The organism is Streptomyces sp. NPDC048473 (assembly GCF_043200155.1).
In the GTDB taxonomy this organism is placed as follows: Bacteria; Actinomycetota; Actinomycetes; order Streptomycetales; family Streptomycetaceae; genus Streptomyces.
Genome location: NZ_JBICXE010000035.1, coordinates 46,787 through 60,779 on the forward strand (window position 1 = coordinate 46,787; position 13,993 = coordinate 60,779).

The following is a 13,993-nucleotide window of genomic DNA, read 5'->3' on the forward strand; positions in this document are numbered from 1 at the left end:
GGCAGTAAAGGTCAGCCGCGCGGGCCCCGGATCGGAGTGCGCATCATCGTCAGGTGATGCTCGTACGCCTGCTTCGTGTACACCCGGCCCTCGCCCAGGAGCAGTTCGGCCTGCCGCTCGGTCACCACGTCCCCGGCCGCGAGACCGAGCGCGGCCAGGCCCCGGCCCGTCCAGCGGCCGGGCGGAACACCGGCCTCGTCCTGAGCGGTGCGCAGCAGCTTGCCCGCAGGGCGGTGACCGCCGCCGACCATCACGCTGCGGAAGCAGTAGCGCCACCCGGAGCCCGGAGCCACCTTCGCGATGCTGAGCACCGGGCCATAGAACCCCGCCCGTAACCTGCACCCCGGTGGTCCGCGTACGCGGCCGGGGTTCCGGCCGGGTATCGATGGCGGGCATGACCTGCTACAAGCCCGGTGAGCGGTCCCGGCTCATCTGCTCCGTCCGCGAGTACACCGGACGCAAGGACCGGCCCAAGTGCTTCGGCTGGCGCGACTTCCGCGACCTGCTGATCCGCGCCCGCATCCAGCTCGGCGGCCCGATCTCCCTGGTTTGGGACGACGTCCGCTTGCACCTGACCAAGCCCCTGCGGGAGTTCATCGAAACGAACGCGGACTGGCTCACGGTCTTCCAGCTGCCCACCTACGCGCCCGACCTGAACCCGCAAGAAGGTATCTGGTCGCTGGTCAAGCGCGACATCGGCAACCTCGCCGCCGCTGACCACAGACAGATCACCCGCGCCGTGAAGCGCAAGCACAAGATGCTGCAGTACCGACCGGAGGTCATCGACGGCCGCCTCGCCGGCACCGACCTGGTCATGGACGCGTGAACTGGCCGGCCGAATGGCGATAGGACGGGTGGCTCGGTTCGGCATTCCTGGCAGTGGTTGTTCACGGGTTGAGGAGGCGCCCAGATCCGCGATCGGGTGATGTCCACGAGTTTTGACGCACTGGGGTTCTTGCCAGGGCAACGGCGGAATGCTCCAGATGAAAGGTGCTGGTCGTACCGCAGATGTAGACGGTCGAGCTGTACGCGGCGATCCGGCGTGACCACCGTGGCGGCATGACGATGCGGAGCTTGAGCGCACGTACGGTGTATCGGGGTACGGGGACCACCTCAGCCGAACCACACGACCAGGCGTACATTCTCGTCCCCGTATTCGGCGGCAAGATCCCGCATCGCCTTCCAGACCGCGGCCCAGCGCCCCTCGTCCGGAGGGGTGAGCATCCGCGCTGTGAGGACCACGGGCCGGTACACCACGCCGTCCAGATGCACCTCGCCGGCCGGCGGCCACTCCGACGGCGCGAGGAGCGAATCCCCGCCGAAGGTGTCGGCCGCCGCCTCGCCCAGGTCGGGCGTCGCCCATGTGACGTCATGCAGGATGAGCTCGCCGTCCTCGCCGGGCCGCCACTCGCCCACCCAGGACCGTGCGGGCCCGTCGGCGAGTGGCCCATCCCAGTCGACTGCGGCGACGTCGGCCCACGTGGCGTACGTATGGCTGTGCTGGTAGTCGCCGACGACGGTCTCCCGTACCGGGTCCGAGACGTCGTTCGGAAGCCCTCGGTAGGCGAAGAGTGGACGCTCCACACCCCACGCCCTGCTGACACCGAAGAGACAGTCCCACGCGTCGTGGTCCCGCCCCAGCCGGAAGTCCAGGAGGTCAACCTCGGTCTCCCAGCGCCCGTCGGCCGAGCGGCTCTCGATCGCACCGTCCATGTCTGTCCCCATGAGGACGACCCTAGGACTTGGCACTCGCCTGGTCGACGGCCAGCCAGGCGCCTTCAATTCTCGGGTCCTGGCTCACTTTCCGTGGAGCAAGCACGCTGACTGACGACTGACGCTCGGATCGGCCTCCGGGAGGTTGCATTATCTGGAGGTGTTCGGTGCGCGGAAAGGGCGAGACAAGTTGGCGACGTGCGAGGCATGGGTCCTGGAGGTTCTGGGAGCGGTGAAGCGGCCGGGGTGGAGTAAGGTTTTCACCGGGTCGACCGGGCCCCGGCGGTTCCCATACGGGTGGGCCCGGGTGGTGCACACCCCCGATGGGGACGTTCCCACATCACGCTGGACCACACTCCATCGAGGATCAGCCTTTGACTCCGCACTCCCTGGCGTTCTACGTGGACGTCGTCACCACCGGCACCTTGCTCGGCGTGGGCCCCGCGGATGCTCCCGATCACGTCACCAAGGTCCTCGGGTCGGACTTCGGGGAGAACACCTTCGGCGACCGCAGCATGTGCCGTGACTATGGCCTCGCCGAGTTCTACTGGGACCGCGCTTCCGCCGACCACCCCTGGTCGGGCCACCACTTCACCCTGCAGGTGCACCGGCTCGCGTACCGGGACCGCAGCCTCGTCAACGACGCGCTTCGCGCCCGGTACGGGCGGTTCACTCCCAGGCTTCGGTTCAACAAGCTGCAACGCCTACTGGAGCGGCGCGGTGTCCCCCTGTTGGAGATCCCGGAAATCCCGGCGAACGCCCCGTATTTCCGTACTTTCTGGCAGCCCGATTCCTATGTGGCCCTCTCCGTCATAGGCACCTACGGCGAGTACAGCACGCCGGACAATCTGCGGGTCGGCGACGTGTACAGCGTCCAGGCCCCGATGGCTGCCGAGGAAGTGGAGTGGCGGAGGGCGCGGGTCGGGTAGCACAGGGGCGGGCGGGGGCTTGCCAATTTCGCGCAACTTCCTGGAGCCCTGTCCAATTGCACAGCTTGAGTCACGCGTCCGGTACGGCAAGCCGGGCGGCATCGCCTACCACCATGTCTCGGACACGTATATCGCGCTGTTCACGCACTTCATCCCGTGCGGGGTGTGGGAGGCCGTCTACATCATCGAGGGCCTGCCGAAGAACACCAGTGAGGTGCAGCCGACCACCGTGCACGCAGACACCCAGGGCCAGAGCTTCCCGGTCTTCGCGCTCGCCCACCTGCTGGGCTTCGATCTGATGCCCAGGAGGAGGCCACAAGTTCAGGATTGCCGAAGGGCCGTTACGACGGAACTGGAGGGGTCGACAGGACTGCTTGACCAGCGTGCACCCTCAAGTTCAGGGGTTCTCAGTGGCTGTGACGGTTGAAGCTGACTCCACCCGGACGGCCATAAGTGGCCCCACCGCTTCCCCACGCCACCACTTGGAGCTCACTCTTCGTAGTCTGACCCACGACGTGGAGCTGTCGTACCGCGATCGCCGCACGTTGTCTGCGGCAGGTTGGGATGACCGTTCGCAGAGCGGACATCTAATTGTCGAGGTACTACTGCTCGTAGCGCCGACGCGCGAGATGGACAGTAATGTCGGCGGCCATCTCGACTGTCTCAGGCAGAACCTGCATGATCTGGCTAAATACCTGCTTTTGCTCCAAGGCCGGCAATACGAGATAAGCCGAGATGGTCGAGAGATGGCCAACGTAGTCGCGAGCACTCATCGTCAAGCGTCGTTCGATCACGGACTGTTGAACACCGGTGAACCACTCAGATCGTTGGAGCTCCGAACCCGGCCACTGCATGTCGTGCCCCGGGGGCGTCCCGTCTGGGGACGGAATCTCGTCGCTCTCCAAGAACGGTGCCCGTGCCGCGCGAACAGCTTCCTCCACAGCCGGGTCAGCCAGCTGGACTGGCCCGCCGAACGAGGCAAACACGCCACCCAGCTCCAGCAGCGCGGCCATGCGTGACCACCGACCCTCCGGGTTCGTCCAATGCAGCGCTGCTGCTGCATAAACCAGCCCGTACCTCTCGCCCGGCTGCAAGTCCTCGAACGCGGCTTGCACCGTTCTGACGTTTGCTGGCACGTGCTTGCGCAGCTCGGCGAGCATGGCCCCGTCAGGCTCGGTCGCCGTGACCGTGACCCCCCGTTGAGCGAACAGGCGCGTTGCTTTGCCTGTCCCAGCGCCAATCTCGAGGGCAGTCCGAACCGGATGGCCCGCGTACGCCATCACCATGTCGAAAAGCTCCACGGGATACCCCGGCCGGAACCGTTCGTAGGCTTCCGCCATCACTCCGAAGCTCAGTGCGCGACCAGACATGCCGAGCATCCTGACACGGGCTGCGCCGTCAGCGCTTGGTCTTTTCGCGCAACCTGGCCGCCCGATCATGGGCAGCAGAGACCTGAAGCAACAACCATCGCCCATCACCACGAGCGCGTGGTCCGGCCCTCAGCGTGACCGCGTCTGACGGTGACGAGCGGGACGCCGGATGGGGCGACGACGAGTATGAGCGGGAGGGGTGAACATGCCAGGCGCCCGGGCGGGGCCGTCGCTCTCCCCACCCGGGCGCGCCTGAGCGTACGGGCCTGCGACTCTACCGGGGCGGCCGCAGGTACCAGCCGTCATCACCAGTGTCCGCCGTGACGGTCACAGCTTTGCCTCCCCCCCAGTCGGCGGCCGGCGTGGAGGTGAGTGTGGCGGTTGCCGACCAGCAGATTTCGTTCAGGCACCACAAGCTTCTCTCCCGCGCCATGCGTTACCTGCACACACGCGGCCCGCCTCACTCCTTGGCGGCGTTGAGCGTGTCCCGCACTCGCGTGACCTCCCACGGGGCGTCCTCCACGGGCCAGTTCGCGCTCAGTTCCTCAAGCATGGCGCGATGGTCCTCGATGACCTCGTCCCACACCAGCCCCCATGCCGCAGCGGCCTGAACCTCTACCTCGGGGCAGCGCGTCGCCCGGACGAGCGCGTCCACGGAGTTGGTCCCCGGAGACTCGTCCAGCAGTTCCAGTGCCCTGACGCGGTCATTCAACGGCACGTTCTCGTCGCAGGCGACATTCCCAAGCGCCTCGACGAGCCGCAGGTCGGCCTCCTCCGCGTCCTTGAACACCGCTTCCACCGCATAGAGAGCCCGCTGGCGAACGTGATCGCTCGCGGCGGCCTCCACGACTTCGGCCAGCAGGTACGGCTCTTCCGCTGCCACAACGTCCAGCGCCGACAGTGCGGTGAGGTGCTTGGCCTCGGGCCCGTGCATGCGGCTGAGCTTGGCCGGTGAGGGAGGCTGCCGCAGCGCCTCCCGGATGCGGTCCAGGACGAGTGCCCTCTCCGGTTCACGTGCTTCCTCGCCGCCCCGCTTCACGGCGCCGTCGGCACTCCACCAGTGGTCGAGGGCGATGCCCACGGCCGCCTCGTCGTCGCTTTCGAGCAGCATACGAAGCGCCCGGTGGTACGACTCGTCCACCGTAGGAGCCCTCAGCCTCTTATGGGCGCGATACAGGTCCGGGTCCGCCAGCCGGTGTCCTTCCCAGTGGACGCTGTGCGGCTTGCCGAAGATCAGCTCAATGGGGTCCTTGCCCCAGGGGCGCTGGGGAGGCCGGTCGCCCCAGCTCTCGGCGACCTCCTCCAGGATGGCGCGGTGCCGATCCAGGCCTCCCGTCCTGATCAGGAAATAGGACGCGTGGGCCTGCACCTTCGGCTCACCCTCGCGCAGCGCCCGCAGAAGAATGTCGTCCGCGTCCGTGCCGAGGCTGTCGGCCAGGACGCGGATCGCTGTCTCCTTCGTGAGGTAGAAGCCGACGGACGGGTCGAAGATCAGGTCGCCCAGGGCGGCGACGAGCCTCTCGTCCTTCACCTCGGCCTCGTCGAGCACGCCGTAGGCCATCCAGATGGCCTCCTCGCGCACCGCGTCCGAGTCCGTGCGCGTGAGAGCGTCCAGCAGGAGGCCGGCGTCGCCGGGCTCGCCGTGCCGCGCCCCGATCATGTTCAGGGCGCTCACCTCGGCGGGAGACATCGGCCGCCGGAGCACCTCACGAGCGCGGGCCAGCACCTCGGGCAGGTAGGCCTCGGCACGTTCCTCGTCCTCCAGGACGTAACACAGCCCCTCCGAGGACTCGTAATGGTCGAGCGCAATGCCCACGGCGACCGGGTCTTCGCTGCGGAGCAGGGTGGCGAATGCTTGCAGGCATCCCTCGTCGCTGAGCGGGAACCTCAGCTCGTCATGGGCCTTCCGGAGTACCGGATCGTTTAACTCGGTGTCTTTCCAGTAGGTGCTGTGGAAGCCCTCGACCGCTTCGCGAATGTGCGCGGCCTCCCAACCCGCGTCCTTGGGCCAGGACTTTGCCAGCCGCCTGACGCGGTCGCGGTGCACGCGGAGCCGCAGGGGCGTCGCAAGACAACCTGCCGCGCACACCTGGAGTTCCAGTTCGGACGACTCGCTGAGACGGACGAGGAGGTCCTCGACCTCCGGGAGATCGAGATCGTCCAGGGCTTGCATGGCGTCCTTGCGATCCCGCACATCGAGGCCCTCGTCCAGCACCATGGCGGTGATCAGCGCGAGCAGCCGCCGGTTCGGCTCCTCGCCCGCCGCGAGGGCGGTGCCGGCCGCAAGAAGCGCCATCTCCCGCACCTCGGCGTCCGGGGCGCCTTCGAGGGCGTCGGCGATCAGGTCCGCGTCCTCCTCCTCGGCGAGATGCCACATCACGGTGAGAGCGCTCGCGTGGCTGTGGCCGGACGGAAGTTGCCTGAGGAGGTCTCGGGCGGCGAAGCGCACTTCGTCGGCCAGCGGCCAGTAGGGGTTGTCCACACCCCACCTGGTGGTTGCCTGTGCCGACTGGTAGTCGTCCAGAGCCCCCCGGACGACGTCGATGTCGTCGCTCTCCAGCCGGGCGCTGAACTCACCGAGGCCGGACTTCTCGTCGTCGCTCACGAGACCTCCTTCATAATTATCTCTTCAGCCTGCCAGAGCCGTCCGACCCGGGCCCGGCCGGGTTGTAGATCCATGCGCGCAGCGTGGCAGCACATCCAGGACCAGCCCGTGGGTGGTGAAGTAGTCAGCGAGCGAAGTGAGTTCGGCGGCGTCGCGGTCCAGCTGATTCAGCTCGTACACGGTCTGGATGACGCGGCAGTGCGGGGCGTGCGCCTTGATCTCCCGGGCGGCCGCAAGGGCGTTCTCGAACTTGGGGCAGATATTGACGCGGGTGGAGACCAGATCCAGAACGACCAGCCATAGCCGCGTAATGGGGCCCTTTGATGAAGGGTTTCGCGGTTCGTGTCGCAGAAATGAGTAGTTCTGAGAGACCACGGACCCCCACCGGACGGTGCCTGTTTGTCCTCGATCTTCGTTCTCATAACTTCTTGCAAAACAGCTTTCGCACAAAGCCCCTCGCGGTAGGTTCTGCGACATACCCCAGTTCGCCGAACCGGCCACCGCCGTCGAACAGTTCGACTGCCCCACCTGTGAAGTGCCTGCCGGAAGCACCTGACGCCGCACCCGCGGCGGCAAGGTCGCTCCGAAATACCACACCCCGCGCTTCATGCTGGCGCCCCAGCTCCGCGCCGAACTCGAAGTCCGCACCCCCGCCGGCCGCGGCCCCGGACACGCCTGGGAGAGGGGCCCGGCGATCGACTCCACCGTGCCGGAGGCCACCACGAAGCCCACGAGAGTGGGTTACGCCCGTTGCAGCACCGCCCAGCAAGACCTCCAGAGCCAGCTCGACGCCCTGGAAGAAGCCGGGTGCGACCCGGTCTTCTCCGAGAAGATCAGCACCCGGATCAAGGTGCGGCCCGAGTTCGTCAAGGCGATGGACTTCGCCCGCACCATCAAGACGGCCGTCCCCCACCAGCGCGTGATCTTTACGGTGCACGAGATGAAGCGCCTGGGACGCGGCGCCGCCGAGCTCCTGGCCATCGCCGAGGACCTGCGTCACCACGACATCCAGCTCGAACTCCTCACCGGCCCCCTCCAGGGCGTCTACGACCCGTCCGGGCACGGCGCCGCCCTGTTCGCGTTCTTCGCCGGCATGGCCGAGTCCGAGCGCGAGTACATCCGGGAGAAGTCCCTGGAAGGCCAGGCGTCCGCCCGCGAGCGCGGACGCCACGGCGGACGGCCCAAGGTCGTCGACGATGACATGGCCGACTACGCCCGCAGCCTGCGGGCCAACGGCATCTCCGTCCCCGAGATCGCCCGCAAGCTCGTCATCACCGCGGGCAAGAACAAGGGCGAACACCCCTCGGTCGCCACCGTCTACCGCATCCTCGCCGAAGTCGACGCATCCGACAGCGCCGACGAGTGAGCCAAGCCCATCACCAAGCAATCAAGATCAACTATTGGCGGCTTCTGGGCTCGCCTCGGCGACACCCCATATTGGCGTGCAGCGTCTTCTCCTTGGAGCCGAAGGCGTCGAACAGGTCCAGGGCCGCCTGCCGGTCGTTCCCTTCGTCATCCCACTGCAGCAGGACGTGCAGCGGAATCGTGACTTGGCGGGCCTCCTCGAACATGGCGCGAGGCACGAAACTCCCGGCGAACAGAACGGCGGCCGCGATGCGTGGCTCGACCACTGCCAGCCGGAGGCCGATGGAGATCACTCCCCCCGAGTATCCGACCGGGCCGCCGATCTCGGGCAGCGAAAGGAGGGCATCGCTCGTTATCCAGGGGATGGGGCCTCTTTACGCAGCTCAGGCCACTGTTCATGGGTTCAGGCAAGTAAGTCACGTGCAGAAGTGGTTCGCCCGAAACACTTCGTGGTCGCCCGTTCGGTTCCGATACACCGCGCCGTGGGGGTACGCCACGGGCCAGCAGCAACGGGAGGCAACGGGTGGGCGCTGCTGCACGTTCGCATCGCTCTGACGGGGAACCATGACCTTTCCCGTGCTCGACCGGCAAGGGTCTCCGGCATCAGCCCCACAGGGTGCGCACGCCACCTCGAACATCGTCAGCTGCATGTAGGCGAGTCGGGCACGGACAAGTCGCTCCTCGGCCCGATGCCTTTGAGTCCGGTCGGCGTTCCGCCCGGATCGAACGAGTGGTGGAAGGTGAAGGCGTACGGCGCGGAGCCGTGGTCGTGGAGGTGTTCCAGCCTGGAAACCCCGTCCTGCCAGGTCGGTATCGTGCCGTCGGTGACCCACCAGAACACGGAACCCGGGTGTCCCGTCCTCTCGAACCAGTCGTAACGCCTGTTGAGCGCCGCGCGGTGCAGACCGGTGTAGATGGAGTCGAAGGCGGATCGCAGGTCGGTCCAGAGTGAGAGGGTCGCGGCCAGGGCGGTGGCTTCCACAGTGCGGCCTTTCCCGTACCAGGCCGGAACAGCAAACTCTCCCCACTCACCCCAGTCCGAGTCGAAATCCGTCCGTGCACCCAGGCTGCGATCTGCCGCTTCAGCACGAGCGATATATCCGGGGTGCTGGCCGATCTCCCGGTAGACGGCCTCACCGCTCTCGTGGAACTCCCGCGTAAGACGTGCGGGATCGGTGAGGGGCGACTTCAGGACGCCGAACGTGTACAGAGCAAGATGGTGCATGCGTCTCTCCTTGGCCGAGGGGCCTGGTGTGGAAGTCCCTGACGCTCTCGCTGTCTGGGCGTGGACTCGATTCGGTGGCCTGCGCGTGGGGGCGGGGAGCTGTGGGCGTGATCGACTCATCCCGTTGCGGGTGACTCAGGCTGATGGAACCCCTGTGCGACTGCGGGCGGCGCCGAATGTCAGGAGAAGATAGCCCCCACTGCAGGCCCTGTCGAAGTTGCCTTTTCCCTGCCCAAGTGGCCTCTTGCAGAGGCCCCCGCGGAGCTGAGGCGGCGAAGCGCCGCCTGGACGTCGCCACACACGTGCCGGTCGTTGAGCAGCTCATGGGACGTGACAAGGCGAACAAGCCGCGCAGGCCGAGGGATCTGGGTCCGGTGCCGGAGAGACATGTCGAGGCAGTGCCTGGGGTGATGGTGACCTTGACGGGTCCGTCCACGGTCACGGCGGCCGCGGCGCACGAGCGGATGGAGAAGGGCCCCGAGGCGCTCGCCGACTACGTACGGACCGGCTCGCAGTGGCAGGTCACGGTGATGGGTCGGGGTGCCCCGGAGCGTACGCACGCGCGGGTGACGGAGATCCCGTCGATGTCCGAGGCGCTGCGCATGGCACTGGTCGTGGCCGACAGGATGTTCCCGCCCGGCACCGCCTTGCTGCACACGGTGGCAGGCGATGCGGAGACGTGGATGCCCACCTATCTCTCCGAGCACGGCAGCCTGCCCCGCCAGGGCGGGTGGACGGCCGTCGCCGGTGGCGACGGGCCGACCCACTCCTATGTGCCGGTCGGTGACCCCGCCATGGCTGCCTGTCGCCAAACGAACGAATGACGACAGGCGCGGCGGGCGTCCAATGAACCCGGACTTTCCGGGGCCCGACGGAGGTGCCGATCCAATCAGATCCGATGGTGGCTGATGACAGGGTTTGCTGACAGCTAGGGTCGAATGCGACCACCGACACGGGGAGTGGCATGGCCAATCTGGTCTACAAGCGGGTGTCGACCGACCGTCAGAACCTCGTCCTGGATGAGGCCGGGATCGAAGACCCGGTCGTCTTCGAGGAGCAGGCCGGCACCTCCAGCCGCCTCCACCCCTTGGAACGGCCGAAGTTCGGCGAACTGCTGACCTACGCGCGGCCGGGCGACTCCGTGCACATCTCCGAGATGTTCCGCCTCGTGCGCGGCACCGGGCACATCCTCGACGTGCTCGACGTCCTCCACCGTGACCGCCTCGCCCTGCGCATCCACGACGGAGCGTTCTCCGCGATGGACCTCACCGCCCGCCACCCGCGCACCGGAGAGCTGCTGTCCACCGTGAAGTTCATGGTGCAGACGCTCGCGGCCGCCGGCGAACTTCAGCGCGACCTCCAGCGGGAGCTGACCTACGACGGGCTGCGGGCCGCGGAGGCGAAGGGCAACAAGGGCGGGCGCCGCCCGGCCGTCCTGGCCGGGAAGACCGACGCCGTGCGCACTGCGTACCTGGAGGGCCGGTCCATCGCCGCCCTCGCCCGCGACCACCACGTCAGCCGCGGCGCCATCCGCACCGCCGTCGCCGACCTCCTGCCCGAGCACACCGTCGTCGACCAGGACGCCCCGGCCCCGGAGCTGCCGGTCGTCCTCGACATGCCGGGCAAGGTCGCCGACTTCCTCCGCGCCACCGACCTGGAGCCCGCCGAACGGGCCGCGCTCGACCAGGGGGTGACCGTACGACGCGGCCAGGGCTACACCTTGCGCATCACCGCCGCGCCCGCGGTCCACCGCCAACTCCTCGACCGCTGCCGGCCCCTCGACGGCACCGCGGCGGTCCCGGCCCAGCGCAAGGCCCGCCGCGAGTACGAAAACCGCGTCACCGCCCTCGGGGCCGAGACCCCGTAACAAAGCAGTCAGGGCTTCAAGATCAACTCATTGCCCCTTTGACCCGCATCTCGGTCAGACCCCATGTAGATCGCTATGCCGCCCGGCGCGAGCGCCGCGGCGACGGTTTTCCAGAAGTCGGGCAACCGCGTCGGCGGGACATGGGAGAGCCGGAAGGCGAAGAACACCGAGTCGTAGCGTCGTGGCGGCTGCCACTCGAACAGGTCGGCCTCAAGGAACTGGACGGGGGGATGCGGTACGCGCACGAGCGAGGGCCAGCACTTCGGCTGCCGCATCGACAGCCGTGACCGACTGCGCCCGCGCCACGAGCCTCCGGGCCCACTGGCCCGTTCCGCAGGCCAACTCCAGGACAATTCCCAGCAATCAGGAGTTCATCGACGACAGCCAGCAACTCCTGCAGGTCTTCGCGCTCCGCATAGGGCCGGTCGTATTCGACCGCGCCGACCCTGTAGTAGGCCATCTGCTCCACCAGGAGAGCATCGTCATCCATGCAGATTCCTCTCATCCGGGTTCAGTCAGAGCCAAGCGCGCTCAGCTCGCCGGCTTGGTCGCCACAGACACTGTCGGCTTTCCCCTTTGGGTAAGGTCAAGAGTCATGAGGGCCTGGGATCGTCCTCGCCGACCGACCTCGCACCCGCTGGAGCCCGAACAGCCTGGGTATGACGGCCCGGCAGGCCTCCCTGCTGCCGGGCCGCGCGACGTACGGCCCGGCGGCCACACGCTCACCGGAGAGGCGCGCCGGACCGTCGCCGCTACCGCCACCCTGCCCGTCGTCGTCGGCGTACCGCCAGGCGCACTACCAGCAGCCCGGCGAGTACGGCCGCCGCCACCAGCCACCGCGGGACGGCGGACCCTGAGCCCTGTGCTGAAGTCGCCACGCCGCTCGGCGTGCCCGAGGGAGCCTTGCCGTGGTTCGCCGCCGGCGCACCTCCGCCGAGCCAGACCTGTCCCGCCCCGCTGTCCCTGATGGGCGCCTTCAGCGACTCGCCCACGTTCCGTGTCAGCGTGGGCGAGGAGACCTTCAGCTGAGCGTCGGTCACGGAGCTGAAGGGAACACGTGTGAAGTCGACACCACCGTAGATGTAGGTCCTCGTGTAGATGGTGTTGCCCTTGCGGGTGCGGTGCGTCACCTTGAACTCGCCCTTGGTGTACGACCGTACGTACGCGTGGAAAGTGTCGATCGGCGTCCAGTTCTCGTGCGTCGTGTAGGCGCTGATGTCTCCTTTGTCGATCAACCCTGCGTACGTCGTACTCTCGCGCAGACTGAGCTTCCGGTACCACTCGGCGGCGACCCGGCTGAGATACACGCGCCGCAGATCGGCGTACTCCGGGGCGGTGTTCACCGCCTTGACCACCTTGGGCAGGATCAGTTCGCGGAACAGTGCCTCGTTGTGATCCTGCACGGTCTTGGACTGTTCCGGGCACGAGACCGCACCTGAACCGCCGTGCTGCTTCAGATACTGCGTCTCCATTTGCACGTTCAACGGCGATTTGAGGATGTACAGCTCATCCCCCTTCGAATACACCGTCGCCGGTGCCGGCACGATCCACGTGCGGAACGACATGCAGTCCCCGGACAACGCGCGCCAGAAATCCGCCCCGAGTTTCGTGTCCGGGTGGATCAGCTTGCCGGTCGTCTTCTTCAGTGTCAGGTCCGCCTGCAACAGCACCCGCCCCGCGTCGGTCCGGCCGAGCTGGGAGTCGACGATGCGGTCGGGCTCGTTCGGGTTGAGATTGACCCAGAAGGTCGAGGGATCCAGTTCCAGCCAGGTGAAGAAGGAGTTGGAAGCCTCCGTGGCGTGTGCCAGCCCCGTGAGTGAATTCCCATTCCGTGACGTGGCCGAGGGGGCCTGGAAGGCGTAGCGCAGCCCGCCGGCGCCCGTCCCTGAGTCGGCGAGGTATCGCAGCTCCAGCCGTGAGAAGTCGATGCCGCCGGGAGCCCGTTGCGGCTCGGCAAGCCCCTTCGCAAGGCCGCCCGCACGCCGCGCCTCCGACTCACCGCAGTCGGCGGCACTCCGTACGGCGAAACCGGCGTACCGGACGTGGGCAGGGGCGCCGGAACGGTCGAAACCGCTCTGCGACTGGGCCTCGGGGCAGTCTCCCGGTGCGACGAAGACGGAGTCGGCCGCTGCCTTCAGGCCATCGACGTCGGTGTTCAGCTCCCCGCTGTCGTAGCCGGAATCGGGGTGGAGCACCCGGACGTTCGGGTTGCCCTTGAAGCGGTCCGCCACTGCCTTGGCCTGTTCTTCCGTGGTCGCTGTGAAAACCACGTTGTTGGTCTGGCTCTTTCTGCCGCCGGGCAGTTTGTTGGTGATGGTCTTGCTGATAGAGGCCAGGTCGTTGGCGTCGGCACCGATACGATTGGTGGTCGTAGCGTCGACCGAGTCGACGCTGAGGAGCCGACCGTCGCTCCAGGTGACCTTGATCATGTCCGAGGTGGTCCCGGCGACGCCGTCGCCGACGTTCGCCTTCCCTTCCAGGCGGTTTTCCTCGTCTTGGAAGAGATACTGGGACCCGGTTTTGGTCTTGGAGTCGTACGCCAGCCCTTCCTTGGCGAGCCGGCGGTTCATGAAGGCCAGGGCTTGTTCCGCGTCGTCCGTGTCACCGTGGGAAAGGAGGACGTGCGGAACGCCGTTGGCGTCGATGTAGGTCTTCCGGCCGTTGATCGTTCTGACCGTCAGCGGCGGCCCCCACTTGGTGTACGCGGGCTCACTCGGGCCGCCGGGCCCGGCCGCCGTTGCTGCCTGGGCGGCCGGTGCGGTGCCGGATCCGGCACCGACCAGCGCCAAGGACAGGGCGACCAGAGCCACGAGTACCGCCGAGGCCGTGCGCCTCCACTCCCGCGAGCGTGCCCGGAACAAGTCAACGTCCGCTTTGCGCATGGCCGAACGCACCCCCGTTTTGCGTAGGTCACATTCC

Annotated in this window: 13 protein-coding genes and 2 pseudogenes; 6 read left to right on the forward strand and 9 right to left on the reverse strand. The window is 67.3% G+C overall.

All coding sequences use genetic code 11. The annotated features are described in order from the left end of the window. Positions 1-11: 11 nt before the first annotated feature. On the reverse strand, positions 12-311 hold the full coding sequence (locus ACGFU7_RS36690) for a hypothetical protein (protein ID WP_393701855.1): 300 nt from the start codon (positions 309-311) through the stop codon (positions 12-14). 35 nt (positions 312-346) lie between these two features. Here ACGFU7_RS36690 and ACGFU7_RS36695 point away from each other — a divergent pair, with 35 nt between their 5' ends. Then, positions 347-826, forward strand: coding sequence for a transposase (locus ACGFU7_RS36695; protein WP_393701857.1), 480 nt, complete (start codon positions 347-349; stop codon positions 824-826). A gap of 287 nt (positions 827-1,113) precedes the next feature. On the opposite strand, the gene ACGFU7_RS36700 is transcribed toward ACGFU7_RS36695, so the two are convergent. Continuing rightward, positions 1,114-1,725, reverse strand: coding sequence for a hypothetical protein (locus tag ACGFU7_RS36700; RefSeq protein ID WP_393701859.1), 612 nt, complete (start codon positions 1,723-1,725; stop codon positions 1,114-1,116). A gap of 362 nt (positions 1,726-2,087) precedes the next feature. Between ACGFU7_RS36700 and ACGFU7_RS36705 the strand changes: the two genes are divergently transcribed. Further along, positions 2,088-2,642 (forward strand): hypothetical protein, encoded by a 555-nt coding sequence (locus tag ACGFU7_RS36705; protein ID WP_393701861.1) that lies wholly within the window; start codon positions 2,088-2,090, stop codon positions 2,640-2,642. A 76-nt stretch (positions 2,643-2,718) separates the two neighbouring features. Next, a pseudogene (locus ACGFU7_RS36710) lies at positions 2,719-2,955 on the forward strand (Tn3 family transposase); the annotation flags it as partial. A gap of 289 nt (positions 2,956-3,244) precedes the next feature. Here ACGFU7_RS36710 and ACGFU7_RS36715 read toward each other — a convergent pair. From ACGFU7_RS36715 to ACGFU7_RS36725, 3 genes are all read right to left on the reverse strand, one after another. Further along, the gene (locus tag ACGFU7_RS36715) at positions 3,245-4,012 is read right to left on the reverse strand and encodes a class I SAM-dependent methyltransferase (RefSeq protein ID WP_393701863.1); all 768 of its coding nucleotides are present in this window, start codon (positions 4,010-4,012) and stop codon (positions 3,245-3,247) included. Positions 4,013-4,472: 460 nt separating this feature from the next. Further along, positions 4,473-6,617, reverse strand: coding sequence for a HEAT repeat domain-containing protein (locus ACGFU7_RS36720; RefSeq protein WP_393701865.1), 2,145 nt, complete (start codon positions 6,615-6,617; stop codon positions 4,473-4,475). A 24-nt stretch (positions 6,618-6,641) separates the two neighbouring features. After that, the gene (locus tag ACGFU7_RS36725) at positions 6,642-6,992 is read right to left on the reverse strand and encodes a hypothetical protein (RefSeq protein WP_393701867.1); all 351 of its coding nucleotides are present in this window, start codon (positions 6,990-6,992) and stop codon (positions 6,642-6,644) included. Positions 6,993-7,224: 232 nt separating this feature from the next. Here ACGFU7_RS36725 and ACGFU7_RS36730 point away from each other — a divergent pair, with 232 nt between their 5' ends. After that, on the forward strand, positions 7,225-7,983 hold the full coding sequence (locus ACGFU7_RS36730) for a recombinase family protein (protein ID WP_393701869.1): 759 nt from the start codon (positions 7,225-7,227) through the stop codon (positions 7,981-7,983). 31 nt (positions 7,984-8,014) lie between these two features. On the opposite strand, the pseudogene ACGFU7_RS36735 reads toward ACGFU7_RS36730, so the two are convergent. Both ACGFU7_RS36735 and ACGFU7_RS36740 read right to left on the reverse strand, forming a co-directional pair. Continuing rightward, positions 8,015-8,329 (reverse strand): annotated as a pseudogene (locus tag ACGFU7_RS36735) (alpha/beta hydrolase); the annotation flags it as partial. A gap of 293 nt (positions 8,330-8,622) precedes the next feature. After that, complete coding sequence (locus tag ACGFU7_RS36740; protein WP_393701871.1) at positions 8,623-9,207, reverse strand: DUF3291 domain-containing protein; 585 nt, start codon at positions 9,205-9,207, stop codon at positions 8,623-8,625. Positions 9,208-9,530: 323 nt separating this feature from the next. Here ACGFU7_RS36740 and ACGFU7_RS36745 point away from each other — a divergent pair, with 323 nt between their 5' ends. Both ACGFU7_RS36745 and ACGFU7_RS36750 read left to right on the forward strand, forming a co-directional pair. Further along, complete coding sequence (locus ACGFU7_RS36745) at positions 9,531-10,031, forward strand: hypothetical protein (protein ID WP_393701872.1); 501 nt, start codon at positions 9,531-9,533, stop codon at positions 10,029-10,031. 140 nt (positions 10,032-10,171) lie between these two features. Beyond that, on the forward strand, positions 10,172-11,074 hold the full coding sequence (locus tag ACGFU7_RS36750) for a recombinase family protein (RefSeq protein WP_393701874.1): 903 nt from the start codon (positions 10,172-10,174) through the stop codon (positions 11,072-11,074). 8 nt (positions 11,075-11,082) lie between these two features. Here the strand turns inward: ACGFU7_RS36750 and ACGFU7_RS36755 are convergent, their stop codons facing one another. Beyond that, positions 11,083-11,349: a class I SAM-dependent methyltransferase gene (locus tag ACGFU7_RS36755; RefSeq protein ID WP_393701926.1), complete on the reverse strand. Its 267-nt coding sequence runs from the start codon at positions 11,347-11,349 to the stop codon at positions 11,083-11,085. A 477-nt stretch (positions 11,350-11,826) separates the two neighbouring features. After that, positions 11,827-13,956 (reverse strand): hypothetical protein, encoded by a 2,130-nt coding sequence (locus tag ACGFU7_RS36760; protein WP_393701876.1) that lies wholly within the window; start codon positions 13,954-13,956, stop codon positions 11,827-11,829. Positions 13,957-13,993: the final 37 nt, after the last annotated feature.